Source organism: Streptomyces sp. TLI_053 (assembly GCF_900105395.1).
Classification (GTDB): Bacteria; Actinomycetota; Actinomycetes; order Streptomycetales; family Streptomycetaceae; genus Kitasatospora.
In genome coordinates this window covers 1,080,236-1,103,797 of the sequence record NZ_LT629775.1, presented here as the reverse complement: position 1 = coordinate 1,103,797, position 23,562 = coordinate 1,080,236, and the positions used below count along the sequence as shown (strand labels likewise).

Genomic DNA, 23,562 nt, shown 5'->3' with positions numbered 1-23,562 from the left:
CGGGGCATGCGAAGGGCGGGGGAGTGGGGAGCCGTGCGGGCGGTCGTCCGCTGGGCGGGGCATCCGGGGACGCTGGCCGCGGTGGCGGTGCTGCTGTTCAACGACCACCTGGGCAAACGGCTTTGGCCGGGCGCGGTGACCGGGAAGGTCAGCGACCTGGCGTGGATGCTGGTGTCACCGGTGGTCCTGGCGTTGCTGCTGACCGGGGTGCTGTCGCTGGTACCGGTGCTGCGGCTGCGGCCGGGCGGCGACCGGCCCGCGGTGGCGGGGATCGCGGCGACGGGTGCGATGTTCGCCTTCGCGAAGTCCGGACCGTGGGGCGGCGAGGTCGCCTCGGCGGTCTGGTCGTGGAGCGGGGTGCCGAGCCGGATCCAGGGGGACCGGAGCGACCTGGTGGCGCTGCCGGCGCTGGGGGTCTCCTGGTGGCTGTGGAAACGTTCGCGGGCCGGACGGCGGTCCTGGCGCTGGACGGCGGCCGTCGCCGTGCCGCTGGCCGTGGTGGCGATGGTGGCCACCGCGTCGTCGCCGCGGACGGGCCCGGAGCGGCCTGTGCTGTGGAGCAGGGGCGGGCAGACACTGCTCGACCTCCCGGGGAAGCGATGGATCACCGAGGACGGCGGCACAACCTGGAGACAGGCGAAGCAGAGCCGCTCGGACCCGCCCCGTCCCGACCGCAGCCAGCCGCAGAGCGGGCAGTGCACGGAGTCCCGGCCTCGGTTGTGCTACCGGCTCCGCGACGCGACCTCACCGGTGGAGGTCAGCGCGGACGGCGGCTTCAGCTGGCACATGGTCTACGACCCCGGGACGTTGTGGAAACGGCCTTCGCGTCCGGCCCCCGGCTCGGAGCCGTCCTCGTCCTCCCCGTCCGGCTCCCCCTCCCCGTCCGGGACCGTCTCCCCGTCCGGCACTCCTTCCCCGTCCGTGTCACCGACCGACCTCCTGGAGCCCCACGGCGCCGAGCTGCTCGTCCTCAAGGCGCCCGAGGGCTGGGTGGTGCTGGTCAATTACCCGGGTTCCGGACTGCTGCGCGGGACGCCCGACGGTGCGTGGGCGCAGCAGGAGTATCCCGTTCTCAGCACCTTCGTCGCCCCCGAGCCGCCCCGACACTGGTTCCTGGGACTGCCGGTCGCGGCGGCCGCGGGGTTCGCGGGGGTGCTGGCGGTCGCGTCGGTCTGGCTGCTGCGCACCACCGCCCCGGCCGGGCGCCGCCGGGAACTGTGGTTCCTGCTGCTCCGTCAGGGTCTCTGCTTGTTCTGGGTGTGGCTCGCGGCCTGGCTCTGCGGCGGAGAACTCGTCTGGAGGGTGCCCGGGTTCCTGGTGGCGGGTGTGCTGACGGTGGGACTGCTCCCGATTCTCTGGGCCCTGCGGCACGGCCCGGACCGGGCGAGCAGCCGGTTGCAGCCCCTGGCGACGGGCGGGGCGGCCGTCGTGGCGGTGGCGCTGCTGCCCTACCTGTGGTGGGCGGGGCACCGGTTGTCGGCCTGGTCGCAGGCTTCCGGTCTGGCGCTCGTCTGCGCCCTGACGGCCACGGTGGCGGGTGCGGCGGTCGGTTTCCTCACCCCGCCCCCGGCCCCGCTCCCGGCCCCTCCGATGCAGGTCGAGGCGGAGGAGCGACCGGACGGTGCTCAGGCACCTGTCGACCCATGAACCCGTGCTCCGGGGTCCTGAGCCCCGGACCCGGCCGCGGTCACCAGGACCTGGCCCGCCGCCGTCCGGTGGTAGAGCACCGAGCGGCCCGCCCGACGGCGCAGGGCGAGCCCGGCCTCGCGCAGGATCCGCAGGTGGCGGCCGACCGATCCGAGCGGGAGACCGGTCAGGGCGACCAACTGGCTGGTGGTCTTCGGGGGATCCAGGAGGGTGAGCAGTTCGGCCCGGCCCGCTCCCAGCAGCGCGGTGAGTGCCTTCGGCACCGGACGGCGGCCCTCGTCCACCAGGACGCCCGAGCACGGGTAGACCACCGCGTACCGGCGGCCGGGCCGCGCGCGCCGTCCGTCGACCGGCGGCACGTCCCAGCAGAGCCAGCTCCGACCCGGCGTCACCGGAACGAACAGCAGCTCGGCGGCAATGAGTTCACGCGCCTCGGCGGCGGGTGCGGCCCCGGTCCGCAGGCCGTCGCCGCCGAGCCAGCGCATTCCCGGCCGCAGGTCGTCCAGCGCCGCCGCCCAGCCGCCGGAGCCGAGGGCGGCGGTGCGGGCCAGGACGTCCGCCTCGAGGATCCGCCGACGGCGCGCCCAGTCCGGTTCGACGGTCTCCGTCCACACCCAGGACAGCAGCCCGGCCGCCTGACCGGCCAGGTCCTCGTGCCCCAACAGCGCTGACGGCAGGGCCGATTCGTCGGCCGCGCCCAGGGTCTCGGCCAGGTCGGCCCGGACGACGGCCGGCGGCGTCGCCCGGACCTCCGCCAGCTCGCGGGCGAACAGCGCCGCCGCGTCCGCCGTCGGCCCCGCGGCCCCCGGTGTCGGCGTCAGGAAGGTCGCGTTCCAGCGCGGACCCAGCGCCGTCCGGACCAGCGCGGCGGTGACCGGGTCGGCGGCCAGCCGCTCCCGGTACCGGGGGAGCGCGGTGGCCAACCACCGCTGCTCACCGGGGTGGGAGCCCGCGCCTCCGTGCAGGGTCTTGAGCGCGGCCACCGTCTCCGCCAGCGGAGACACCACGAACCGGCTCCCCGCGAGCGTCTCCGCGTCCACTCGCCATCGGCTCATGCCCGGTCCCCTCCCGCTCGTTCCCTGCGTCCCGGTGTTCGTTCACCCGAAGCCTCAGTCGTCACCGAAAGCGAGCAGGACCACGAAGAGCTCGCCGTTCGTCGCCGCGACGACGACATCGATGCCGTGGTGGGTCACGGGATTCCACTGGCCGCCGGCTCCCCAGAAGCCCTCCCGGTTGGTGAACCAGTCGGCGTCCTCGCCGAGGATCGCGGCAATCCGACCGGCGGCCCGGCGTGCGCTGTCCCGGTTCTGGAGCGGGACGCCGTGCACGAGCTCGGCGGACGCGATGTCGGCCGCCATCTCCGTCGCCTCCCAACGGTTCACCGGGTCCAGCGCCGCGGCGACCTCCGGCACGGAGGCCGGTCCCGCGCCGCGTACGGCTGGCCGGTCGGCCCGGACCCGCTCGGCCAGGTCGAGCACACGCTCGGCGATCGGTATGCCCGCCACTGGACCGCAGGCGGCACGGACGCGCGGACCGACCGCGAGTGAACGGAGCAGGGCCGCGAGTTCGTCCGAGGTCTCCATCCCCGCATTCTCGCACCACCCGCACGGCCGACTCCGGGACAGTCTTCGTACGCCAGCCTCCGTACGCCAGCCTCCGTGCGACAGCCTCCGGGCGTCGGCCTCGCGCGCCGGCTTTCGCACGTCGGCGAAAAGCTGACGCCCCGCCGCCCGGGCCGGAGAGACTCCGCCGCATGCGCACCTACCGGGAGCTGTTCAGCGAGCGCGAGTTCACCGCGCTGTTCCTGTTCTCCGCCGCCCAGACGGCGGCCCAGACCGTCGCCGGACTCGCACTCGGCGTGCTGGTGTTCCGCCGGACGGACTCCCCGCTGCTGGCGGCGCTCGCCATGTTCGGCCCCGCGTTCGCCCAACTGCTCGGCGCGGCCACGGTCCTGTCGGCCGCCGACCGGCTCCCGCCGCGTGCCGCGCTGACCGGTCTCGGCGTGCTGCTCGCCCTCGGTACGGCCGTCCAGGCGGTGCCCGGTCTGCCGGTCCGGGCGCTGGTCCCGGTGCTGCTCGGCCTCGGGGTGGCGGGCGCGGCGGGCGGCGGGGTGCGCTACGGGCTGCTGCACGAACTGCTGAGCCGGGACGGCTACTTGCTGGGCCGCTCCGCGCTGGGCCTGGCGTCCGGTCCGGTCCAGATCGGCGGCTTCGCGATCGGCGGTGCGCTGGTGGCCGCCCTCACGCCGTCGGGAGCGCTGCTCACGGCCGCCGCCCTGCACCTGCTGTCCGCCGGTGCGGCGCGCGCCGGACTGCGTCGGCGCCCGCCCCGGGCCGCCGGGCGGCCGTCCGTCGCCGCGACCCGGCGGGTCAACGCACGACTCTGGTCCTCCGCTCCGCGCCGGCGCGTGTACCTCGCGCTGTGGGTGCCGAACGGGCTGGTCGTGGGTGTCGAGGCGCTCTACGTGCCGTACCGCCCGGATGCGGCGGGCCTGCTGTTCGCGGTCGGGGCGCTGGGCATGCTGGTCGGGGACGTGCTCGTCGGCCGGGTGCTGCCCGCGCACCGGCGGGCGCGGACGGCCGTCCCGCTGTGCGTCCTGCTGGCCGCGCCGTACCTGGGCTTCGCGCTGGAGCCGGGCCTGCCGGTCGCGGTCGCGCTGGTCGCGGTGGCCACCGTCGGGTACGGGGCGGGGCTGCTGCTCCAGGAACGGCTGGTGGCCCTGACACCGCCCGAGCTGAGCGGGCAGGCGCTGGGCCTGCACGGTTCCGGCATGCTGGCGACGCAGGGGGTCGGCGCGGCTGCGGCGGGCGCCTTCGCCGAACTGATGTCGGCCGGTGCCGCCATGGCGGTGACCGCCGCCGCCTCGCTGGCGGCTACCGCGCTGCTCACGCCGGGCCTGCGGCGGGACGGTACCTTCCGTCGCGCCGAGGAGGGGCGAGCCGGCGTCAGCGCTGCCCCGTGCCCGCAGGACTGACGCGCGCTCGCCGAGGCGCACGTACGGCGGACACCTGCGCACCGCCGCATACGCACTGCTAGCATCCGCGCATTCCGAACAACGATCGAACAGGGTGGGCGGGCGCGGTGCAGGACGAGTTGCGTGAGCACGACCGGGCGGGCGGGGACGGCGCTGTGCGGCGGCGACGGATCGCCATCGGTGTGGCGGCGGGTCTGTGTGCCGCCACGCTGGTCGGCGCGGGTGGCTGGGCGATGAGCGGGTCCGACTCCGGCGATCCGGCCCCGACCGGTTCGCCGACCCGGGCCGCCTCCCCGACGGTCGAAGCGACGGCCGAAACAACGGCCGATCCCACCGCGGGTCCGACCCCGTCGGCACCCGTGCCGGGGACCCCGACCGCCGCGGTCGCCCCGGAGCCGACGGCCACCCCGATCGCGCCGTCCACCGCGCCGTCCACCGCGCCCTCCGCCGCCCCGTCCACCGCGCCCTCCACCGCCCCGCCGACCGAGCGACCGGCCACGCGGCCTGCGGCACCGGCCTCGCCACGCCCGGCCGCACCGACGAAGTCCGCGCCCGCCGCCCCGGCCGTTCCCGCGCCCCCGGCGGCACCTGAGCCGCCCGCCGCGCCCGCGCCGGCACCCCCCAAGGCGCCTCCCGCACCTCCCGCACCCCCCAAGCCGCCCGCCGACCCCGGTGACGGCACCGACCCGGGCCAGTGGACGGTGCCGCCCCGCCCGGTCCCGACCCTGCCGCCGCGCCCGGCCTCCTGCCCGCCCGGCCAGGTGGCGTCCTGGGACGGCTGCCACCCGCTGCCCCCGCCGGTCACCCTCTCCTGAGCCGCGCTCGAGCCGCATCCGAGCCGCGCTCGAGCCCTGCCGCGCGTCCGCCCGGGGCGCCGACCGCCGGATTCCCTCCGGCGGTCCTTGATCCACCATTAGTTGAATGATAAATTAACTCCGACGCCAGGGCCCGACCCCCGAGGAGCAAGCCATGACGACGACCGCCGTCGCCGACAACCCCGAGAAGTCCCGTTACGAGATCACCGCCGACGGCGAGCTCGCCGGATTCGCCGAGTACTTCCGCCACGGCGACGACGAGATCGCGTTCATCCACACCGAGATCGACCCGCGCTTCGGCGGCCAGGGCCTCGGCGGCATCCTCGCCCGCGCGGTGCTCGACGACGCCCGCGCCCGTGAGCTCGCCGTCCTGCCGTACTGCCCCTTCATCCGCGGCTGGCTGACCAAGCACCCGGACTACCTCGACCTCGTCCCGGCCGCCCAGCACGAGCGGTTCGGCCTGTGAGCGCCGAGCCCGCCGGCGCGGGTCCGGCCGCCGGACCGGCGGACAGCGAACCCGTCTTCGTCCGCTCCGCCGCCGCCGTCGCGACCAGCACCGACGACGACTACCGCGTCGACATCCGCTCCGGCCGCCACCGGCTCTCCGCCGACGAGCCCGAATCGGCCGGCGGCGCCGACACCGCCACCACCCCGGTCGGCCTGCTGCTCTCCGCCCTCGGCTCCTGCACCGCGATCACCCTGCGGATGTACGCCCAGCGCAAGCAGTGGCCGCTGACCACCGTGCGGGTCCACCTCGGCTACGAGAAGGGCCCCGAGAAGGCCGTCCGCATCACCCGCCGGATCGAGCTGATCGGCGACCTCGACGAGGCCCAGCGCGCCCGTCTGCTCGACATCGCCGACCGGACCCCCGTCACCCGGGCCGTCTCCGCCGGCACCCCCATCGTCCCGGCCGCCCCGCGCACCGCGAACGGAGCCCACCATGCCTGACGCCGACGTCCCCAGCCCCTCCGCCCGCGGCGGCCGCACAGAGACCCCGGGCAGCCCCGTCCACGAACTCCTCGCCCCGCGCGAGGCCGCGCTCGGCGGCAGCACCGTCGTGCGCCGCCTCCTCCCGAACCTCGGCCGCCGCATGGTCGGCGCCTGGGCGTTCGTGGACCACTACGGTCCGGACGACATCGCGGACGAGCCCGGTATGCAGGTGCCCCCGCACCCCCACATGGGCCTCCAGACCGTGAGCTGGCTGCACGCGGGCGAGGTGCTGCACCGCGACAGCCTCGGCAGCCTGCAGACCGTCCGCCCCCGCGAACTGGGCCTGATGACCTCCGGCCGGGCGATCTCCCACTCCGAGGAGTCCCCCCGCCCGCACGCCCCGCTGCTGCACGGCGCCCAGCTGTGGGTCGCCCTCCCCGACGCCCACCGCCACCGCGAACCCGCCTTCGAGCACCACGCCGACCTGCCCACCGTCACCGCCCCCGGCCTGCACGCCACCGTGATCCTCGGCACCCTCGACGGCGCCACCTCCCCCGGCACCACCCACACCCCGATCGTCGGCGCCGACCTCACCCTCGCCCACGGCACCGACCTCCGGCTCCCCCTGGACCCCGACTTCGAGTACGCCGTCCTCACCATGTCCGGCCGCACCACCGTCGACGGTGTCCCCCTCGACCCCGGCGCCATGCTCTACCTCGGCACCGGCCGCCGCACCCTCCCCCTCCACGCGGACACCGACGCCACCCTCCTGCTCCTCGGCGGCGAACCCTTCGAGGAGAAGCTGGTCATGTGGTGGAACTTCATCGGCCGGTCCGGTGCCGAGATCCTCGAGGCCCGCAACGACTGGGAGGCCGGCACCCGCTTCGGCGAGGTCCACGGCTACGACGGCGCCCGCCTGCACGCCCCGGCCCTCCCCGACATCCCCCTGAAGGCGCGCGGCCGAGTGCGCTGACCTGCGGATATATGCTCGCCCGGGCCTGCGGGGGGCTGGTCGTCCCTGGTGCTGCGACGACTTGTCGAGGGGTGCCGTGCGTCAGTGGTCGAGTGGCGTGGAGTGTGGTCTCGGCGCCCCGGGCGGAGGCCTCCGAATTCTCAGGTGTGAGCGTCTGTGAGAGCGTTGGTCGGATCAATGCTGACCAATTGCTGACTTTCCTGACGCCTCGCCACTTCACCGGTCTCAACCATTCCATCGCTGGCCGATCCCTCGGAGGTGGCGCAATCGGAGGCGGGCAGCTCCGAGGGTGCGACCTGAGGGGTAGGCCCCTCTTGTCGAGGCCGGCTGGTGCACGACGGGTCTGCTCGGCGCCGCCGTTCCCGGCCGCCATGACCTCCAGCGGCTGTTTGTGCGGGCGGCGTCGACACGACCCGTGCCTCAAGGCGCGTCACCCCGCCCGTGGGTCCAACGCATCGAGCCGCTGCCATGATCCGGACGGGAGACGCCCTCGTTTCCTCGAACGGGATGTGTGTGAACAGTCGGCCGCCACCCCTGCCACCCGGCCACCGTGATGGACTCGGCCCACGACGTGATGCGCCCGGCCCATCGGCTCCACGACCTGCCCGTCGTCCAGGACGTCGCCGGTCGTCAGGCGGACGACGCGGGTGAGGGGCTGGGCGAACAGCAGGACGAGACTGGCGGCGACCCGGGCCCTCAGCGGCGCGGTTTCGTTGCCGAGGACGCAACGGAGGGCGGTCAACCGCTGGTGCGGCCAGCGGTAGTGGGTTGGCCGTCGCCCGGTAGGGGATGGCCAGGCGCGGCATGCGCTGCGTGTCCATGCACCAGCACAGGAAGGGTTGCGCCGCACGGCGGGTGGCGTAGTTCTCGGTGTGCCAGGCGTCGGGATCGGCTTGGGTTGCCGTTGCCGGCGTGCTGCCTCGGTGGGTGAGCCAGGTGAGGAAGGCGCCGGCCTGGGTGGTCGGCTGGCGGTGCCGACGCTCAGCGGGCCGGTGTCGGCCTTGACGCGCAGCTTGCGGAGCTGGTGCCAGTGGGCGAAGTGTCGCAGCCCTTGGGCCGGTCCATCCCGACGAGCAGGTCGTGCGACGGGAGCAGGCGCGGGCCGGGCATCCCGGAGGACTGAACCCCCGGACGGCCGGACTCGCCGGCTCGCCTCCCGGGAGAGGGCCGGCCCGCGTTCCGTGACGACGGGCGGCCGGTCGGAGCCCGAGCCCGCTTCCGCTCCGCCCGTGCGGGACGCCGGGCACCGCCCCACTCCGGGCGGCAGCGGCGCGAGGTCCTGGGACACCCTTCCGTCCCGGCTGTGATTCACGTCACTGCCGGCGGCCCGGTGCAGCACCCGTCCCCGTTCCGCCGTCATAGGGGCAGTGATCGGGACGGGACGAGGAGAGGAGGTCGGCGGGTGAGGTTTCGCAGGAGCGGTCCGGGCAACGGATTCACGGAGTTCGTCGCACAGCGGTCGGGAGCGTTGTTCCGCACCGCGTATGCGCTGACCGGTGACGTGCACGTGGCCGAGGATCTGGTGCAGGAGGCGCTGGAGCGGGCGTGCCGACAGTGGCGGAAGGTCGCGGTGGCGGACTCGCCGGAGGCGTACGTGCGCAAGGTGCTGGTCAACCTGGCCAACGACCGCTGGCGGCGGCTGTCGCGCCTGGGCGAGCGCCCCGGGCTGTCGGGGGTGCCCGAGACGGCCGACCCCCGGGACCGGTTCGGGCAGGTGGATCTGCGCGCGGAACTGATCGAGGCACTGCTCGGGCTGCCGATGGGCATGCGCAGCGTGGTGGTCCTGTACTACCTGCACGATCTGGACGCCCGGCAGGTCGCCGATGTCCTGGACATCTCTTCGAGTGCGGTGAGGTCCCAGCTCGCCCGCGGCCTGGCCAAGCTGCGCGATTCCGTATCGGGCGCCCGGGCGCCGCACACCCCGTCGGCCGCTTTCGGAGGTACGAAGTGAGGAACACGTCGTCCGGACCCGCCCCGTTCGATCCGGGCCTCGAAGCCGAGCTGCGTGCCGCGGTGGCCTCCTTCGCCGACGGGCCGACGGCGCCGGTCGTCGACGCGGCCGCGATCGAGCGAGTCGTCGGCCGCAGCCGCACCCGCCGGGCGCTCCTCGGCACCGCTGCGGCGTGCTGCGTGCTGGCGTGCGCCACGGTGGGGTTCTTCGCGCTGAAGCCTGTACCGCCCGCGCCCGGCGCCTCCCTGTCCCTGCCCCCATCGGCGAACGGGGCGTGCACCCTGCTCGCCACCGGCACCCCCAAGGGCGGAAGCGCCGATGCGACTCCGACACAGGAGCAGGAGCAGGAGCAGACCGCGGGAGCGGGCGTCGCGCTGCCGGACCTGGCCGGCATGCCGGTCGAACAGGCCGGAAGCCTGCTGCGCGGACTCGGACTGAGCTGCACGATCATGCGGCACACGGACTGGAACGCTCCTGCCGGGCAGGTGATCAGCAGTGCCCCCCGGGGCGGCGCAGGACCGGTGGCACCGGGCTCGTCCGTCCTCCTGCTGGTCTCGACGGGCAAACCCGGCGGAACCTGAGCGACCGGGCCCTTCGGCCCGCGCACCGGCGGACGGCGCCCCGTCCTGCCGGGCAGGGGAGCCACCCGGAGCGGGGGAACGGCGGCTCCGGGTTGTCGGCCCATGTACCGGACGGGCCGGACCGCCCGGGTTCCTCGGCTGCGAGCAGCAGCGCGCCGCCCTTCGTCCGGTGCGGGCTGGGATCACCGGGAGACCTCCTCGCGGTCGGCGGCGGTGAGTTCGGCGCGCTGGGCGACCAGGCGCTCGCGCAGCTGAAGGTCCTCGGCGGTGAGCGGGTCGCCGGGCCGGTGGAGCCGGACGGGTGTGGGCCGCAGGGGCGGGTCGTCGTCGGCCTGGGCCGCGGCGGCTTCCTCGGCCTCGGCCAGTGCCCGGTGGACGGAGGCCACCGAGGGATTCTTCCCGGCGTTCTTGCCGGTCTTGACGACCGGCTTCCCGGCGATGTCCGGCACCGGGACGCCCTTGGCCTTGAGGGCGAGGGCGAAGGTCGGCATGTCGTCGTCGATGGCCTTGGGCCGGCCGCCGTGGTTGCCCTTGGCCGCGGCGGTCTGCTGGCCCTCCAGCGTCTTCTCCCGGATGTAGTTGCGCTCGATCCGGGCGGCGGCGGCCAGCACGGCGAAGAACATCGCGCCCGTCCCGTCCGAGAGATGTTCTGCGAACGGAGATTCGGGCAAACCGGACACGGTCCGGGGGCCTTGCAGAACTCTCGCAACTGACCGTTTTTGAGACCGCGCAGACTCGGTAGGGCTTGGGATCGCAGGCCCGCGAGCGGCCGGTCGATCAGCGGGGCAGGATGCGCATTACTGCCTCGCGTTCGCCGCTGAGCCGCAGGCCTTGCTGTACTGCGGCGCTCAGATCGAGGTCGCCGAGCAGAGTCGCAGCCAGCAGGTGCGGCGGTCCGGTCAGGGACGCGGTGGGGTGGTCGACCCGGCCGGCGTGTGTGTGCACCGAGCCGTCCTTGACCTCGATGACCAGGTCCTCGCTGCCGTCGGCGTGCAGTTGCAGGGCGATTGCCGGCTGGTCGGGGCGGTGGTCGGTCAGTGCCCGGGCGGGCACGTCCAGCCAGTGGGTGCGGAAGGTGTCGTTGCCGCCCGGCTCACGCAACAGCGGCACGCCCCACCGGCTCAGCTCCTGCAGCACCGGCTCCAGCGCGCGGCCACGCTCGGTGAGGGAGAACAGGGTGGTGGCCACCGGCGGCGGCGCGGGCTCGCGGTGGATCAGGCCGGCTTCCTCGAGTTCGCGGAGCCGGTCGACCAGCAGGTTGCTGGCGATCCCGGGCAGCCCGTTGCGCAGGTCGGTGTGCCGGCAAGGACCCAGGGCGAGCAGTTCACGGACGATCAGCAGGGTCCATCGGTCGCCGATGGTGTCCAGTGCTTTCGCGATGCCGCAGTACTGCCCGTAGGTGCGCATGCCACCACCCTACCTCGTGGTGTTGAGATTCAAAACTCTCTTGTTGACTTTCTCAACAACGCCGGTCTAGCGTCACTGCCCATGACCTCCACCCTTTCCGTGCGTCGGCTGTCCTGGGCCGGCGTCGAGATCCGTCTCGGCGACACCCGCCTGCTGATCGACCCGCTCGAGAACGTCGCTCCGCTGGCGCCGGTGATGGGGCCGCCGCACCGGCCGGTCGACCCGGTCGATGCCCCGCCCGGCACCCACGCCCTCATCACCCACCTGCACCCCGACCACTACGACCACGACCTGATCGCCCGGATCGCGGCCACCGGCACGATCGGCTGCCACACCCCGAGCGCGGCGGCGCTGCACGAGGCGGGCATCACCCCCGTCGCCCAGGACCTGGGCCGGTCACGCCGCATCGGAGAGCTGACCGTCACCCCGGTGACCTCGCTGGACTGGCGCGGCAACGACTGTGACCAGGTCGCCTGGGTCGTCGAAGGCGCCGGCCGGCGGGTCATCCACTGCGGCGACACCCAGTGGCACGGCAGCTGGTGGCAGATCGCCCGCGACCACGGCCCGTTCGACGTCGCGTTCGTCCCGGTCAACGGCGTCATCGCCCACTTCGAGGGCTACGCGGCCAACGTCCCGGCGACCATGACCCCCGAGCAGGGCGTCGAGGCCGCCGTCGCACTCGGCGCCGGCACCGTCTGCGCCATGCACTACGGCCTGTTCCACAACCCGCCCTTCTACACCGAACAACCCGACATCGAGCAGCGCTTCCAGCACGCCGCCGACGAGCGCGGCATCACCGCGGCCATCGTCGCCGACGGCCAGTCCGTCCTCTGACCATCAGAAACAAGGAGCAGCACATGAAGATCGTCCTGTTCGGTGCCAGTGGCAACATCGGCCGGCCCACCACCGAGGAACTACTGCGTCGCGGCCACACCGTCACCGCGGTCACCCGAGCCGGCCACATCGACGGACTCGAGCACAAGGCCCTGACCGTGACCACCGGTGACGTCACGGACGCCGCCGCGGTCGCCGGCCTCGCCGCCTCCCAGGACGCCGTACTGTCGGCCGTCGGCCCCCGGATCGGCCAGGAGAACGACCGCGCCACGATCCTCGGTGCCGCCCGTGCGCTGATCGACGGACTCCGCCGAGCCGGCGTCACCCGCCTGGTCACCGTCGGCGGTGCGGGTAGCCTCCGCACGCCGACCGGCGCCCGGGTCATGGACGACCCGGACTTCCCCGCGCTGTGGAAGGCCAACGCCGAGGCCCAGTCCGAAGCGCTCGACCTCTACCGCGCCGTGCACGACCTCGACTGGACGTACGTGTCGCCCGCCGCAGTCATCGGAGCGGGCGAGCGGACCGGGGCCTACCGCAGCGCCGGGGACACCCTGCTCACCGACGACGACGGCAACAGCCGCATCTCGTACGCCGACTACGCGATCGCCTTGGCCGACACGATCGAGAGCGGCACCGCGATCCGCCGCCGCATCACCGTGGCGTACTGAGCCATGAGCAACGACGCCGCCGGCCGGCAGACCCGATTCATCGTCCTGCTCGCAGCGCTCGTGGCCCTGGGACCACTGTCCATCGACGGCTACCTGCCCGGACTGCCGGACCTCGCCGGCGACCTGCGCGCCGGCGCCGCGGCCACCCAGCTCACCATCACCGCCTGCCTGGCCGGGCTGGCCGTCGGGCAGCTGATCGCCGGGCCGCTGAGCGACACCTACGGCCGGCGGCGTCCGTTGCTGGCGGGCCTCGCCCTCTACACGATCGCCAGCGCGCTCTGCGCGGTGGCGCCCGACGTCCGGACCTTCGTCGGCCTGCGCCTGGTCCAGGGCATCGGCGGGGCGTTCGGCATCGTCATCGCCAACGCCATGGTCCGCGACCGCACCTCCGGAACCCGCACCGCACGTGTCTTCTCCGCACTGACCTTGATCACCGGCCTGGCGCCGGTGTTCGCGCCGGTCCTCGGCGGCCAGCTACTGCGCGTCACGGCCTGGCCTGGAATCTTCGTGGCCCTGGCCGTACTCGGCGCCGTGATGCTGGCGGCCTCCGCTGCAGGACTGCCGGAGACCCGGTCCTCCGCGGCACGCCAGCCGCTGCCGGCTGTCGTCGGGCAGCTGCTCGGCGACCGGGTCTTCACCGGGTACGTCCTGGCCAACGGCCTGGTCTTCGCGGCGATGTTCGCCTACATCTCCGGCTCGCCGTTCGTCCTGCAGGAAATCCACGGCCTGTCACCGCAGCAGTACAGCGCCGTGTTCGCCGTCAACGCCGCCGGACTCATTGCGGCCGCCCGGATCAGCGGCCAGCTGGTGGCCCGGGCCGGCGCCCGCGTGCTGCTGCTCGCCGGTCTGCTGGGCGCGACAGCCGGTGGCACCACGGTCCTGGGCGCCGTGCTGACACGGGCACCCCTGCCCGCACTCCTGATCGGCCTGTTCGTCCTGGTCTCCAGCGTGGGCCTCGTCATGCCGAACGCCGCGGCCCAGGCCCTGGCCGACCACGGCGGACACGCCGGGTCGGCCGCCGCTCTGCTCGGCTTCGGCCAGTTCATGATCGGCGGGGCACTTGCTCCGCTGGCCGGCGCGGGTGGCGCCACCGACGCCCTGCCGATGGGAATCATCGTCGCCGTGCTGCCGGCACTCGCTCTGCTCACACTCGGCGTCCTCACCCGGTCGGTGCCCGGTGAGCGGGGTGGCCAGCATCTACTGGTACACCGGATTCCCGAGGTGCAACCCGACCACCGCCGACCCGGCGAAGCAGCTGTTCCAGATCTACGGGGACGTCCAGATGCAGGCGATCCACGAGGACAACAGCCGCGGTCCGCTGACCAAGATCAACGGCTGTCAGGCGGACCGCTGACCCGACGCGCGCCGGCCTCCGGGGCCGCCGGAGCCCCGGGGGCCGATCGCGCACCGGGTGACTGACGGGTGACCCGGCTCCCGGTGCGCCGAACGGCCCCTACGATCGTCGCCATGACCTCCGCACTGATCCTCGTCGACCTGATGCCGCGCATCGTCGCTCTTCCCCTCGCCCCGCACACCGGTGACGAAGTGCTCGCGCGCTGCCGCGGGTTGGCCGAGTCGTTCCGGGCGAGTGGCCGGCCGGTGGTGCTGGTGCGGGTGGAGCGTCCGAACGTCGCCGAGCAGCCGCCGGGCAGCGGCTTCGCCGACGGCCTGGTGCACGCCGGCGACGTCGTGGTGGTCAAGCGCACCATCGGCGCGTTCTACGGGACCGATCTGGACGAGCGGTTGCGCCAACTGGGTGCGGACACCCTGGTGATCGCCGGCCTGGTCACCACGATGGGCGTCGAGTCCACCGCACGGGCCGCGGCGGACCACGGCTACCGACTGGAGTTCGTGGCCGACGCGATGTCCGGACTGGCGGCGGACGAGCACGAGTTCACCGTGGAGCGGGTCTTCCCGCGCTTCGGCGAGGTGCGGAAGACCGCAGACTACGGCTGACGCCGGCCCCGTGGGCCGGTCCCGACAGGGTCCGACCCACCGGGATGCCACGGTGTCCCCTGCACGACCGCCGGCCCCGTGGGGAATCCCGGTCAGCCGTGGGAGGGGGCCGCCCGCTCCTTCCGGTGGCGGGGGAGTCGGTGGGACTCGACCGGTCGTCCGCCGGCGAGGTGCTCGGTGACGACGCGGTCGGCGGCAGCCGGGTCGATCCTCCCGTACCAGACGTCGTCCGGCTGCACGCTGACGACGGGAGCCTGGTTGCAGGGGAACTGGCACCCCGTCAGGGTGAGCAGCACGTCGTCGTCGCCGAGGCCCAGCTCGGCCAGCTTCCGCACCAGCTCCCGCTGGACCGCCTCGGCGCCGACGGCCGTGCAGCGCGGGCCGCGGCACACCATGACCTGGTGCCGGTGCCCGGGGACCTCCTCCCAGGCCGCGGACGTGAGGCCGGGCTCGGTGCCGGTGATGGCCTTCGTCACCGAGGACACCGCGGTGACCGCGTCCGGCGAATCGGCGAGGCGGGTCGCGACGAGGAGTTCGGGACGGTGGCCCGCCCGCTCGCGCCACCAGTGCGCGGCGATCCGCCGCAGCCAGGAATGGGCCGGGCCGGAGGCCGCCAGGCGGACACCGATCACGACCACGGTCCCGGTGCCCGCGTCGGCCAGCCTGGTCAGCTCGGCCGACAGGGACGGGTCCCCCTGTTGCAGAAAGGCGATCGAGGCCCGCTGCGAGGCCGCCGTCCGGAGGAGTTCGTCACGGCGGACGACTTCCCCGATCGACATGCCGACCAGGAGCACGGCACTGCCGTGGGCGGCGCCGTCCTGGGCAGGAGAAGTCATGGGGTCGTCCTTTCGGGGAGCAGTCCGTTCCACCGGATGTGCGGTCTGTCGTGCCGGGGGTGCCGCTCCACGGTGACGTCGACGTCGTAGACCCGGGCGATCGTGGGGGAGGTGAGCACCTCGGCGACGGGCCCGTGGGCGAAGAGTCGGCCGTCGAGCAGGACGACGACCTCGTCGCAGTAGGCGGCGGCGAGTTCGAGGTCGTGCAGCGCGGCGACCGTGGTGATGCCCAGTCCGCGGACGGTTTCCAGGAAGCCGAGCTGGTGGCGCAGGTCGAGGTGGTTGGTGGGCTCGTCGAGCAGGAGCACGCCGGGCTCCTGCACCAGCGCCCGCGCGAGCTGGACACGCTGTCGCTCGCCGCCCGACAGCGTCGGCCAGGGCCGGTCGAGCAGGTGGCCGACGTCGGCGGCGGCGACGGCGCCGGCGAGAACGGACTTCTCGTGGGCGTCGGCGGCGGCGTTCGCCGGTACGGGCCAGCGGCCGCGGTGCGGTGTGCGTCCGAGCTCGACGACCTGGCGGGCCGTCAGCGGGAGTCGGGTGTCCGCCTGCTGCTCCATGAAGGCCACCTGCCGGGCGCGTCGGCGGGCCGTGAGCGTGTGGAGGTCGGTTCCGTCCAGGAGGACCCGCCCCGCGGTCGGCCGGATCAGCCCGGCGACCGTGCGGAGCAGGGTGGTCTTCCCGGCGCCGTTGGGCCCGAGCAGGCCCGTGATCCGGCCGGGGCCGAACACGAGCGAGATCCCGTCCAGCAGCGTGGCCGCGCCGACGCGCACACGAAGTCCCTCCACGCGCAGCTCGACGGGGGGCGTCGCGGTCACAGGGCGCTCCCGTCGGCCCGCCCCTGGCGCCACAGCAGCCAGGCGAAGAAGGGCGCTCCGAGCCCGGCCGTGACGACGCCGACGGGGATCTCCCGATCGGGGAGGATCGAGCGCGCCACGATGTCGCTGCCCACCAGGAGGGACGCGCCCACCAGCGCCGACACGGGCAGCAGCAGCGCGTGGCGCGGTCCGCAGGCGAGACGGACCACGTGCGGTACGACCAGGCCGAGGAAGCCGATGACGCCGGTGTTGGCGACCAGGCACGCGGTCACCAGGGCGGCGGTGGCGACGAGGAGCCAGCGGGTGCGTTCCACGTGGACGCCGAGGGAGCGGGCGGAGGTCTCGCCGAAGGCGAAGGCGTCCAGGTCGCGGGCCGAGGAGGTCAGGACCGTCACGCCGATCAGCGCGACCGCGGTCAGGAAGACGGCGGTGGGCCACCGCACGCCGGCGACGGAGCCCAGTGTCCACTCCATGACGCCGCGCGCCGCGTTGCGGTCCCCGAGGACCATCACGACGAACGAGGTGAAGGCCCCGCACATCTGTCCCACCGCGATGCCGGCGAGCACGGTCCGGGTGGTCGGCAGCGACCGGTTGCGGGCGCCGGCCAGTGCCAGGACGGCGGTGGCGGCGAGCAGGGCGCCGGCGAAGGCCGCCGTCGCCACCGCGCCGGTGCCCACGGCACCGGTCACGCCGACGCCGAGGACGATCACGGTGACCGCGCCGGCGGCGGCTCCGTCCGAGATCCCGAGCAGGAAGGGATCGGCCAGGTCGTTCCCGGTCAGCGTCTGCAGCACCGCGCCGCAGACCGCCAGCCCGGCGCCGGTGGCAGCCGCTCCCAGCACCCGGGGGAGTCGCAGTTGCCAGACGATCCGGTCGTCCAGCAGCGTCACGTCCGGGCTGCCGAGCCCGAGCCGGCGCATCACGACGTCGATCACGGTCGGGACCGGCTCGTGCTGCGAGCCCACGGCCAGGCCGAGCAGCACGGTGGCCAGCAGCAGGGCCGCGCCGACGGTCAGGGCCGCCGTCGCGCGGCCCCGGCCGGCGGGCCGCGCGACGGGGTGGGGCGCGGTGCTCATGAACCCTGGTGCAGCCGGCTCAGTCCCGCGGACACCCGGGCGGCGCCGTCGGCGAGCAGCACACCGGGGGTCGACTCGGAGAACGGCACCACCACGAAGGCCTTGCGCTGCACGGCGGTGAGCTTGCTCAGCACCGGGTCGCCCTGCAAGTAGTCGATCTTGGACTGGGCGGTGTCCCAGTCGGCGTCCGCGATCACGACGGCGTCCGGGTCCGCGGCGACGACCTTCTCCCAGCTCACGTTCTGCCAGCCGCCGGGCAGGTCCCCGAAGACGTTGGCGGCGCCCACGGCGTCGAGCACCAGCTGGGGCCCGCCGTGACCGGCGCCGACGAACGGCGTCTTGGTGTCCGAGTCGAACCACAGGACCTTCAGGCCCTTGCCGGCGGCCGTCGCCCCGAGCTGTGCCAGCTGCTGCTCCTGCCCCCGCTGGATCGCGGTGGCCCGCTCCGTGACGCCGAAGACCTTGGCGACGTCGTTCAGTTCGCCCCACATCGCCTGCCAGGTCGTCGGCGCGACCTTGCTCTTGTCCGAGCAGCCGAACGGGGACACGTACGACGGGATGCCCTGGCCGCGCAGTTCCTCCCGGGAGCCCACGGCCTTGTCGGTGAAGGCGCTGGCGTAGGAGGCGTACAGGAAGTCGGGGCGGGACGCGAGGAGCTTCTCCTTCGTCGGGTACTCCTTGGAGAGCACCGGGACGGAGTCGTAGGCCGCCTTCCACTTCTCCGGGACGGCGTCGTCGAGGTAGGCGGTACCGGCCATCCGGGACTCCAGGCCGAGGGCCAGGGCCACCTGGGTGGCACCCTGGTTGAGCGTCACCAGCCGTTCGGGCGGCGTACCGACCGACACGGTGGTCCCGCAGTTGTCCAGGTCGACCGGCGCGCCACTCACGGTCGAGCCGCCGGACGCGGCGGGAGCGGGGGCGCCGGCGCACCCTCCGAGCACGCCGACGAGCAGGACGGCGGCGGCCGCTCGCCCGGCACGTGGCGGGCGTGCGATGCGTGCGGGAAGAGTAGGACGAACGGAACATATGGAACGGAACGGATGCAGCAGACCGCTGGGCACGTGTTCTCCAAGACCCTCGTGGAACATGTCGTGCCGTGGCCGGTCTCCTGGCTTCCGCATCGACGTGCCGCGGCCGACCTTCCCGGGTGGCTCGTCCGGCCGCCCAGTGGTCCTGACCGCGGGGGAAGCCGGTCAGCGAGGGCCGCGGTACTCCGCGGCAACAGTGGCGAGGGCCGCACCGGACTTCGACCGGTTTCCCGAACACCACGGCGATCGAAAGGTATCAGGCTTGGTCAGGGCGCTGTCGACCCGCGTCCGACCTTGCGTCCGACCCGCGTCCGACCTCGCGGCGGGTCCGAGGCCGGTCTGCCGTCGGTCCGCGGCCGGTGGGGGCGGGTGCGCCGGCGGGCGGGAGCTACAGCCAGCCGGAGCGCTGCGCCTGGAGGGCCATCTGGAAGCGGTTCTCGGCGCCCAGACGGGCCATCAGGGTCTGGAGCCGGCGGAAGAAGGTGCGGCGGCTGATGCCCAGTTCGCGGGCGATGACCTCGTCGCTCGCACCGCCGGCGAGGAGGCGGAGCAGGCGGCGGTCGGCCGGCAGCAGGCCGGCCGGGCGGGTGGCGCGGCCGTGGAAGGGGAGCGCCTGCTGCCAGGTCTGCTCGAAGAGTGCGAGGAGTGCGGAGAGCAGGCCGCACGGCTGCACCACCAGCATGGTGTTGTGCACGTCCGTCTCCCTGATCGACAGGGACACCAGTGCGTACGCCTCATCGATGATCACCAGCTTGACCGGTACCGTCGGCGCCACCCGGGCCAGCTCGCCGGCCTCGACGCACGGTTCGATGGCCGACTCCAGCCGCCCGGGCATCTCCAGTGACGCCTTCGAGTAGACGACCCGCTGCGTCACACCGCGGGCGAGGGTCGCCAGCGCGTCCTCGACGGCTTCGCCCTGGGGGAAGTAGGGCGGGGATTCGAGCTGACGGATCTGCTCGCGGGCGCTGGCCCACGCCTGGCGCAGTCGCGGGCCGACGGCGTCGCCGGTCACCACTTCGACGAGGTTGTCGTTGTGCACCGTGAGCCGCCGGCGGCGGAACGACTCGAACGCCCCGCCCACGGCGATGCGCGACCCTTCGAGTTCGGCCGCCCGGTGCCGCGCGAGGATCTCGAGCCCCGCGGCGGGAGGCACCGGCGCCACCACGTCCGTGCCCTCGGTGGCGGCGTCGGCCAGCCCGGCGTCGACCAGCTCCCCGTACGCCGCGGCGAACTCGGCACCGGCGAGCCCGGTCGCTTCGCCGATCTCGGTGAGCGGGGCGGGGGCCAGCTCGAGGAGCGACAGGTACACGCGGCCGGCTGCGGAGCCGATCCCCAGCATCCGCAGGGCCTCGCCCAGTTTCGCATTCGCCATGCACCGCATTATCGAGGACCACCGGGCCGGGTGGCCGATCAGTGCCACTGGCACCGGTGGCACTCCCGGAAGCGCCGCCCCGCAGTACGGTCCGGGGGCTGCCGGGGCTCCTCGGCGGGTGAACGCGGTCCGGTAGTGAAGGCAGAGGAGAACGACGTGGCGAAGGCGCGCAAGAACGGTCTCTACCCGGGAGTCTCCGCCGAGCTGTCGGCCCTGATGCGGACGGGCTGGGCCGACACCGAACAGCACGACCTCGCGCAGGACGAGCAGGCCCCGTACACGGCCCACCGTCGCGCCGCTCTGTCCGCGCTGTTCCCGGGCGAGCGGCTGGTCGTCCCCTCCGGCGGCCTCAGGACCCGCTCGAACGACGACACCTACCCGTTCCGCCCGTACTCCGGCTACGTCCACATGACCGGCGACCAGGCCCGCGACTGCGCCCTCGTGCTCGAACCCCGCCGGGACGGCGGCCACGACGCGTACTGCTACCAACTGCCGCGGGACGGCCGGGACACCGACGAGTTCTGGCTCGGTTACACCGCCGAGCTGTGGATGGGTCGCCGCCGCTCGCTCGCGGAGTCGGAGCGCGTGCTCGGGCTGGCTTGCCGCGACGTCCGTACGGCGGCGAGCGACCTGGCAGCCGCTCCCGACGTCCCCACCCGCATCGTGCGCGGCATCGACCCGGCCCTCGAGGCGGCGGTCACCACCGACCCGGAACGCGACGCCGGACTGGAGGAAGCGCTGAGCGGACTCCGTCTCGTCAAGGACGCCTGGGAGATCGACGAACTGCGCAAGGCGGTGGACTCCACCGTGCGCGGCTTCACCGACTGCGTGGGCGAGCTCTCCCGGGCCGTCGCCTCCTCGGAGCGGTGGATCGAGGGCACCTTCTTCCGCCGTGCCCGCCTGGAGGGCAACGCCGTCGGCTACGGCTCGATCTGCGCCGCCGGCGAGCACGCCACGATCATGCACTGGACCGACAACGACGGCCCGGTGCGCGTCGGCGACCTGCTGCTCCTCGACGCGGGTGTGGAGACGCGCACGCTCTACACCGCCGATGTCACCCGGACGCTGCCGATCAGCGGCTCGTTCACCCCGGTGCAGCGCAAGGTGTACGACGCGGTGTACGAGGCCCAGGAGGCGGGCATCGCCGCCGTGAAGCCGGGCGCCGCCTACCGCGACTTCCACGTGGCGGCGCAGCGCCACCTGGCGGAGAAGCTGGTCGAGTGGGGCTTCCTGGAGGGCCCGGCGGAGCGTGCGTACGAGCTCGGCCTCCAGCGCCGCTTCACCATGGCCGGCACCGGCCACATGCTCGGCCTGGACGTCCACGACTGCGCCGAGGCCCGCAACGAGGAGTACGTCGACGGCGTGCTGGAGCCGGGCATGGTCCTCACGGTGGAGCCGGGCCTGTACTTCCAGCCGGACGACCTCACCGTCCCCGAGGAGTGGCGCGGCATCGGGGTCCGGATCGAGGACGACCTGCTGGTGACCGCCGACGGGGCCGAGAACCTGTCGGCGGGCCTGCCGCGCTCGTCGGACGAGGTCGAGGCGTGGATGGCCCGCGTCGCGGGTTGACGGGGCCCGCCCGCCGGGTCGCGGGCCGTGCGTGCCCGGACGCCGCCCCGGACGCCGCCCTGGACGCCCGCCGGGCGCAGGTCGGCGACGGGCGGGTCCAGGAACGGTGGGCCGCACCTGTGGACGGGCCGCGGCCGAGGTCCCGTCGCGTCAGGCCGTCGGGCGGGACCCGGGGGTGTGGCCGAAGGCGCGGCGGAACACGTCGATGAAGGTGCTTGCCGACGACCAGCCGCAGCGGATCGCGACGGTGGTGACGGGGGTCCGGTCGGCGAGGAGGACCAGTGCGTGGTGGAGTCGGACCTGGGTGCGCCATTGCGGGTAGGTGAGGCCGAGATCGTCGTGGAGACGGCGGGAGAGGGTGCGGGCGCCGGCGCCGATCTGTCGGCCGAGCTCGTCGAGGGAGCGGTTGTCCGCCGGGTCGGCGCTCAGGATGTCGTGCAGTTCCCGGAGCAGCGGGTCGGTGGGGGTCGGCAGGTGCAGTGGCTGTTCGGGGGAGACCCTGAGCTGATCGAGCATGACGGCGCGCAGGCGCAGCTGGGGCGGGCTGTGGTCGTCGGGGGAGCGCGTGCAGGCGACGATCAGTTCGCGGAGGAGAGGGCTGACGGTCAGGACCGCCGGAGTGTCGAGGCCGAGCGGGTTCTCGGTCACGGGCAGGCCGACGAGGTGGAGGTCGAGCTGACCGTGGGCCCGGTGCCGGTGGGCGGTGCCCGCCGGGATCCAGAGCGCCCGGGTGGCGGGGGCGACCCATGAGCCGGCGTCGGTGGTGACGGCGACGGCGCCCCGGCCGGCGTAGACGATCTGGTGGTCGTCGTGGCGGTGCGCGTCGATCTCGCCGCCGGACGCGAGACGCTGGGTCCGGGTCGGCGCGACGGACTCGTGGCGGATTTCCTTCATCATCTGGCAATCTATCGAAAGCGGGACAGCTGCCGCCTCTCGCAGCATGGGCGGGTGCGAAGGAACACAACGATCTCTCTGCTGTCCGTGGGGCACGCCTGCGTCGACGTCTACCAGGGCGCCGTCGCGGCGCTGATCCCCTACTTCGTGGCCGACCGCCACTACGGCTACGCCGTCGCCTCCGGCATCGTGCTGGCCGCGTCCCTGTTGTCGTCGGTGGCCCAGCCGCTGTTCGGCGCGCTCACCGACCGGTGGGCGATGCCGTGGCTGCTGCCGGTCAGCACCCTGCTCAGCGGGGCGGGCATCGGCCTGAGCGGTCTGAGCGGCTCGTACGCGCTCACGCTGCTCTTCGTCGCGATCTCCGGCATCGGGGTCGCCGCCTACCATCCCGAGTCCGCCCGCACGGCCCGGCTGGTCGGCCGGGGCAGTCACAGCGCGATGAGCTGGTTCTCGCTGGGCGGCAACATCGGCTTCGCGCTCGCCCCGCTCATGGTGTCGGCCGCGGTCGGACACGGCTCACTGCGCTGGACGCCGGTCCTGGTCCTGCCCGCCCTGGTCGGCACCGCGCTGTGCGTCCCGGTGCTCCGGACCCTGGGCCGGCGCCGGGCCGGTGTGTCCGCCGGGACGCCGGCCGTCGGGCCCGACGACGTGGCCTCCTTCGTGAGGCTGTCCCTGGCCGTGGTCTTCCGTTCGATCGTTTTCACCGGCCTGAGCACCTTCGTCTCCCTCTACGCCCGGGAGCGCACCCACGGAAGTGCGACCGCGGGGACCGCGGCCCTGTTCCTGCTGTTCCTCGGCGGTGCCGTCGGCTCGGTCCTGGGCGGCTCCCTGGCCAACCGCTACGACCGGGTCCGGGTCTCCCGCTGGTCCTACCTCGTCTCGGTCGTCGCCGTCGCCGGAGTGGTCTGCGCGCCCGGGCCGGCCCTGTTCCTGTTCGTGGCCCTCACCTCCGCCGGCCTGTACGTCCCCTTCTCGCTGCAGGTCACCCTCGGCCAGGACTACCTGCCCTCCCGCATCGGCACCGCCAGCGGCGTCACCCTCGGACTCACCGTCAGTGTCGGCGGCCTGATCAGCCCCCTCCTGGGACGCCTGGCCGACTCCACGTCCCTGCAGACCGCCCTGACACCCTTGATCGCCATGCCCGCGCTGAGCTGGCTGCTCTTCCGCACCCTGCCCGAGCCCACGGCCCCCGAACGCCGACCCGCCGAAGCGGAACCGGCACCGCAGGACGCGTAG

At 73.9% G+C, this 23,562-nt stretch carries 24 protein-coding genes and 1 riboswitch; of the genes, 14 read left to right on the top strand and 10 right to left on the bottom strand.

Annotation, left to right across the window (positions count from 1 at the left end):
• Window positions 1-6: 6 nt before the first annotated feature.
• A complete protein-coding gene (locus BLU95_RS43210; protein ID WP_197698715.1) occupies window positions 7-1,647 on the top strand; it encodes a hypothetical protein in 1,641 nt (546 codons plus the stop codon).
• Here the strand turns inward: BLU95_RS43210 and BLU95_RS04095 are convergent.
• Window positions 1,626-2,702: a winged helix-turn-helix domain-containing protein gene (locus tag BLU95_RS04095; protein ID WP_093858734.1), complete on the bottom strand. Its 1,077-nt coding sequence runs from the start codon at window positions 2,700-2,702 to the stop codon at window positions 1,626-1,628. The genes BLU95_RS43210 and BLU95_RS04095 overlap by 22 nt on opposite strands.
• Window positions 2,703-2,756: 54 nt before the next feature.
• Complete coding sequence (locus tag BLU95_RS04090) at window positions 2,757-3,230, bottom strand: hypothetical protein (protein WP_093858733.1); 474 nt, start codon at window positions 3,228-3,230, stop codon at window positions 2,757-2,759.
• 170 nt (window positions 3,231-3,400) lie between these two features.
• On the opposite strand from BLU95_RS04090, the gene BLU95_RS04085 reads away from it, so the two are divergent.
• From BLU95_RS04085 to BLU95_RS04050, 7 genes are all read left to right on the top strand, one after another.
• Complete coding sequence (locus BLU95_RS04085) at window positions 3,401-4,621, top strand: MFS transporter (RefSeq protein ID WP_197698714.1); 1,221 nt, start codon at window positions 3,401-3,403, stop codon at window positions 4,619-4,621.
• A gap of 107 nt (window positions 4,622-4,728) precedes the next feature.
• Window positions 4,729-5,436, top strand: coding sequence for a hypothetical protein (locus tag BLU95_RS44930; RefSeq protein WP_107452466.1), 708 nt, complete (start codon window positions 4,729-4,731; stop codon window positions 5,434-5,436).
• Window positions 5,437-5,590: 154 nt separating this feature from the next.
• The gene (locus tag BLU95_RS04075) at window positions 5,591-5,902 is read left to right on the top strand and encodes a GNAT family N-acetyltransferase (protein ID WP_093858732.1); all 312 of its coding nucleotides are present in this window, start codon (window positions 5,591-5,593) and stop codon (window positions 5,900-5,902) included.
• Window positions 5,899-6,384: an OsmC family protein gene (locus BLU95_RS04070; RefSeq protein WP_197698713.1), complete on the top strand. Its 486-nt coding sequence runs from the start codon at window positions 5,899-5,901 to the stop codon at window positions 6,382-6,384. Before BLU95_RS04075 ends, BLU95_RS04070 begins: the two co-directional genes overlap by 4 nt.
• The gene (locus BLU95_RS04065; protein ID WP_093858731.1) at window positions 6,377-7,339 is read left to right on the top strand and encodes a pirin family protein; all 963 of its coding nucleotides are present in this window, start codon (window positions 6,377-6,379) and stop codon (window positions 7,337-7,339) included. Before BLU95_RS04070 ends, BLU95_RS04065 begins: the two co-directional genes overlap by 8 nt.
• 1,402 nt (window positions 7,340-8,741) lie before the next feature.
• Window positions 8,742-9,290, top strand: coding sequence for a SigE family RNA polymerase sigma factor (locus BLU95_RS04055; RefSeq protein ID WP_093858729.1), 549 nt, complete (start codon window positions 8,742-8,744; stop codon window positions 9,288-9,290).
• Entirely contained in the window at window positions 9,287-9,871 is a 585-nt protein-coding gene (locus BLU95_RS04050; RefSeq protein WP_093858728.1) for a PASTA domain-containing protein, read from the top strand. Before BLU95_RS04055 ends, BLU95_RS04050 begins: the two co-directional genes overlap by 4 nt.
• 182 nt (window positions 9,872-10,053) lie before the next feature.
• Here BLU95_RS04050 and BLU95_RS04045 read toward each other — a convergent pair whose 3' ends face one another.
• Both BLU95_RS04045 and BLU95_RS04040 read right to left on the bottom strand, forming a co-directional pair.
• The gene (locus BLU95_RS04045) at window positions 10,054-10,542 is read right to left on the bottom strand and encodes a recombinase family protein (protein ID WP_197698712.1); all 489 of its coding nucleotides are present in this window, start codon (window positions 10,540-10,542) and stop codon (window positions 10,054-10,056) included.
• A 106-nt stretch (window positions 10,543-10,648) separates the two neighbouring features.
• Window positions 10,649-11,278: a winged helix-turn-helix transcriptional regulator gene (locus tag BLU95_RS04040; RefSeq protein WP_093858726.1), complete on the bottom strand. Its 630-nt coding sequence runs from the start codon at window positions 11,276-11,278 to the stop codon at window positions 10,649-10,651.
• Window positions 11,279-11,359: 81 nt separating this feature from the next.
• On the opposite strand from BLU95_RS04040, the gene BLU95_RS04035 reads away from it, so the two are divergent.
• From BLU95_RS04035 to BLU95_RS04020, 4 genes are read left to right on the top strand one after another with little or no spacing between them, the layout of a single operon-like run.
• Window positions 11,360-12,112, top strand: coding sequence for an MBL fold metallo-hydrolase (locus BLU95_RS04035; protein ID WP_093858725.1), 753 nt, complete (start codon window positions 11,360-11,362; stop codon window positions 12,110-12,112).
• A gap of 23 nt (window positions 12,113-12,135) precedes the next feature.
• Window positions 12,136-12,780 (top strand): NAD(P)-dependent oxidoreductase, encoded by a 645-nt coding sequence (locus tag BLU95_RS04030; RefSeq protein ID WP_093858724.1) that lies wholly within the window; start codon window positions 12,136-12,138, stop codon window positions 12,778-12,780.
• 3 nt (window positions 12,781-12,783) lie between these two features.
• A complete protein-coding gene (locus tag BLU95_RS04025; protein WP_093858723.1) occupies window positions 12,784-14,199 on the top strand; it encodes a multidrug effflux MFS transporter in 1,416 nt (471 codons plus the stop codon).
• 48 nt (window positions 14,200-14,247) lie between these two features.
• The gene (locus BLU95_RS04020) at window positions 14,248-14,736 is read left to right on the top strand and encodes an isochorismatase family protein (RefSeq protein WP_093858722.1); all 489 of its coding nucleotides are present in this window, start codon (window positions 14,248-14,250) and stop codon (window positions 14,734-14,736) included.
• Window positions 14,737-14,828: 92 nt separating this feature from the next.
• On the opposite strand, the gene BLU95_RS04015 is transcribed toward BLU95_RS04020, so the two are convergent.
• From BLU95_RS04015 to BLU95_RS03995, 5 genes are all read right to left on the bottom strand, one after another.
• Window positions 14,829-15,572, bottom strand: a complete 744-nt coding sequence (locus tag BLU95_RS04015) for a (2Fe-2S) ferredoxin domain-containing protein (protein WP_197698711.1) — start codon at window positions 15,570-15,572, stop codon at window positions 14,829-14,831.
• Window positions 15,569-16,387 (bottom strand): ABC transporter ATP-binding protein, encoded by an 819-nt coding sequence (locus tag BLU95_RS04010; protein WP_197698710.1) that lies wholly within the window; start codon window positions 16,385-16,387, stop codon window positions 15,569-15,571. The genes BLU95_RS04015 and BLU95_RS04010 overlap by 4 nt, the downstream gene beginning before the upstream one ends.
• Entirely contained in the window at window positions 16,384-17,463 is a 1,080-nt protein-coding gene (locus tag BLU95_RS04005; protein WP_093858721.1) for a FecCD family ABC transporter permease, read from the bottom strand. Before BLU95_RS04005 ends, BLU95_RS04010 begins: the two co-directional genes overlap by 4 nt.
• On the bottom strand, window positions 17,460-18,350 hold the full coding sequence (locus BLU95_RS04000; RefSeq protein WP_197698709.1) for an ABC transporter substrate-binding protein: 891 nt from the start codon (window positions 18,348-18,350) through the stop codon (window positions 17,460-17,462). Before BLU95_RS04000 ends, BLU95_RS04005 begins: the two co-directional genes overlap by 4 nt.
• 194 nt (window positions 18,351-18,544) lie before the next feature.
• A riboswitch (cobalamin riboswitch) is annotated at window positions 18,545-18,748 on the bottom strand.
• Window positions 18,749-18,879: 131 nt separating this feature from the next.
• On the bottom strand, window positions 18,880-19,863 hold the full coding sequence (locus BLU95_RS03995; protein ID WP_173862002.1) for a helix-turn-helix domain-containing protein: 984 nt from the start codon (window positions 19,861-19,863) through the stop codon (window positions 18,880-18,882).
• A 156-nt stretch (window positions 19,864-20,019) separates the two neighbouring features.
• Between BLU95_RS03995 and BLU95_RS03990 the strand changes: the two genes are divergently transcribed.
• Entirely contained in the window at window positions 20,020-21,432 is a 1,413-nt protein-coding gene (locus BLU95_RS03990; protein WP_093858718.1) for an aminopeptidase P family protein, read from the top strand.
• Between the two features lie 150 nt (window positions 21,433-21,582).
• Here BLU95_RS03990 and BLU95_RS03985 read toward each other — a convergent pair whose 3' ends face one another.
• Window positions 21,583-22,329 carry an AraC family transcriptional regulator gene (locus BLU95_RS03985; RefSeq protein ID WP_093858717.1) on the bottom strand — a complete coding sequence of 249 codons (747 nt, stop codon included), beginning with the start codon at window positions 22,327-22,329 and terminating at the stop codon, window positions 21,583-21,585.
• Window positions 22,330-22,380: 51 nt separating this feature from the next.
• On the opposite strand from BLU95_RS03985, the gene BLU95_RS03980 reads away from it, so the two are divergent.
• Window positions 22,381-23,562 carry an MFS transporter gene (locus BLU95_RS03980; RefSeq protein ID WP_093858716.1) on the top strand — a complete coding sequence of 394 codons (1,182 nt, stop codon included), beginning with the start codon at window positions 22,381-22,383 and terminating at the stop codon, window positions 23,560-23,562.

Excerpts from the sequence above, each read along its gene's own strand:
- BLU95_RS43210 (WP_197698715.1), top strand. The coding sequence starts at position 7 with ATGCGAAGGGCGGGGGAGTGGGGAGCCGTGCGGGCGGTCGTCCGCTGG.
- BLU95_RS04095 (WP_093858734.1), bottom strand. The coding sequence starts at position 2,702 with ATGAGCCGATGGCGAGTGGACGCGGAGACGCTCGCGGGGAGCCGGTTC.
- BLU95_RS04090 (WP_093858733.1), bottom strand. The coding sequence starts at position 3,230 with ATGGAGACCTCGGACGAACTCGCGGCCCTGCTCCGTTCACTCGCGGTC.
- BLU95_RS04085 (WP_197698714.1), top strand. The coding sequence starts at position 3,401 with ATGCGCACCTACCGGGAGCTGTTCAGCGAGCGCGAGTTCACCGCGCTG.
- BLU95_RS04075 (WP_093858732.1), top strand. The coding sequence starts at position 5,591 with ATGACGACGACCGCCGTCGCCGACAACCCCGAGAAGTCCCGTTACGAG.
- BLU95_RS04065 (WP_093858731.1), top strand. The coding sequence starts at position 6,377 with ATGCCTGACGCCGACGTCCCCAGCCCCTCCGCCCGCGGCGGCCGCACA.
- BLU95_RS04040 (WP_093858726.1), bottom strand. The coding sequence starts at position 11,278 with ATGCGCACCTACGGGCAGTACTGCGGCATCGCGAAAGCACTGGACACC.
- BLU95_RS04035 (WP_093858725.1), top strand. The coding sequence starts at position 11,360 with ATGACCTCCACCCTTTCCGTGCGTCGGCTGTCCTGGGCCGGCGTCGAG.
- BLU95_RS04030 (WP_093858724.1), top strand. The coding sequence starts at position 12,136 with ATGAAGATCGTCCTGTTCGGTGCCAGTGGCAACATCGGCCGGCCCACC.
- BLU95_RS04025 (WP_093858723.1), top strand. The coding sequence starts at position 12,784 with ATGAGCAACGACGCCGCCGGCCGGCAGACCCGATTCATCGTCCTGCTC.
- BLU95_RS04020 (WP_093858722.1), top strand. The coding sequence starts at position 14,248 with ATGACCTCCGCACTGATCCTCGTCGACCTGATGCCGCGCATCGTCGCT.
- BLU95_RS04015 (WP_197698711.1), bottom strand. The coding sequence starts at position 15,572 with ATGACTTCTCCTGCCCAGGACGGCGCCGCCCACGGCAGTGCCGTGCTC.
- BLU95_RS04005 (WP_093858721.1), bottom strand. The coding sequence starts at position 17,463 with ATGAGCACCGCGCCCCACCCCGTCGCGCGGCCCGCCGGCCGGGGCCGC.
- BLU95_RS03995 (WP_173862002.1), bottom strand. The coding sequence starts at position 19,863 with ATGGCGAATGCGAAACTGGGCGAGGCCCTGCGGATGCTGGGGATCGGC.
- BLU95_RS03985 (WP_093858717.1), bottom strand. The coding sequence starts at position 22,329 with ATGATGAAGGAAATCCGCCACGAGTCCGTCGCGCCGACCCGGACCCAG.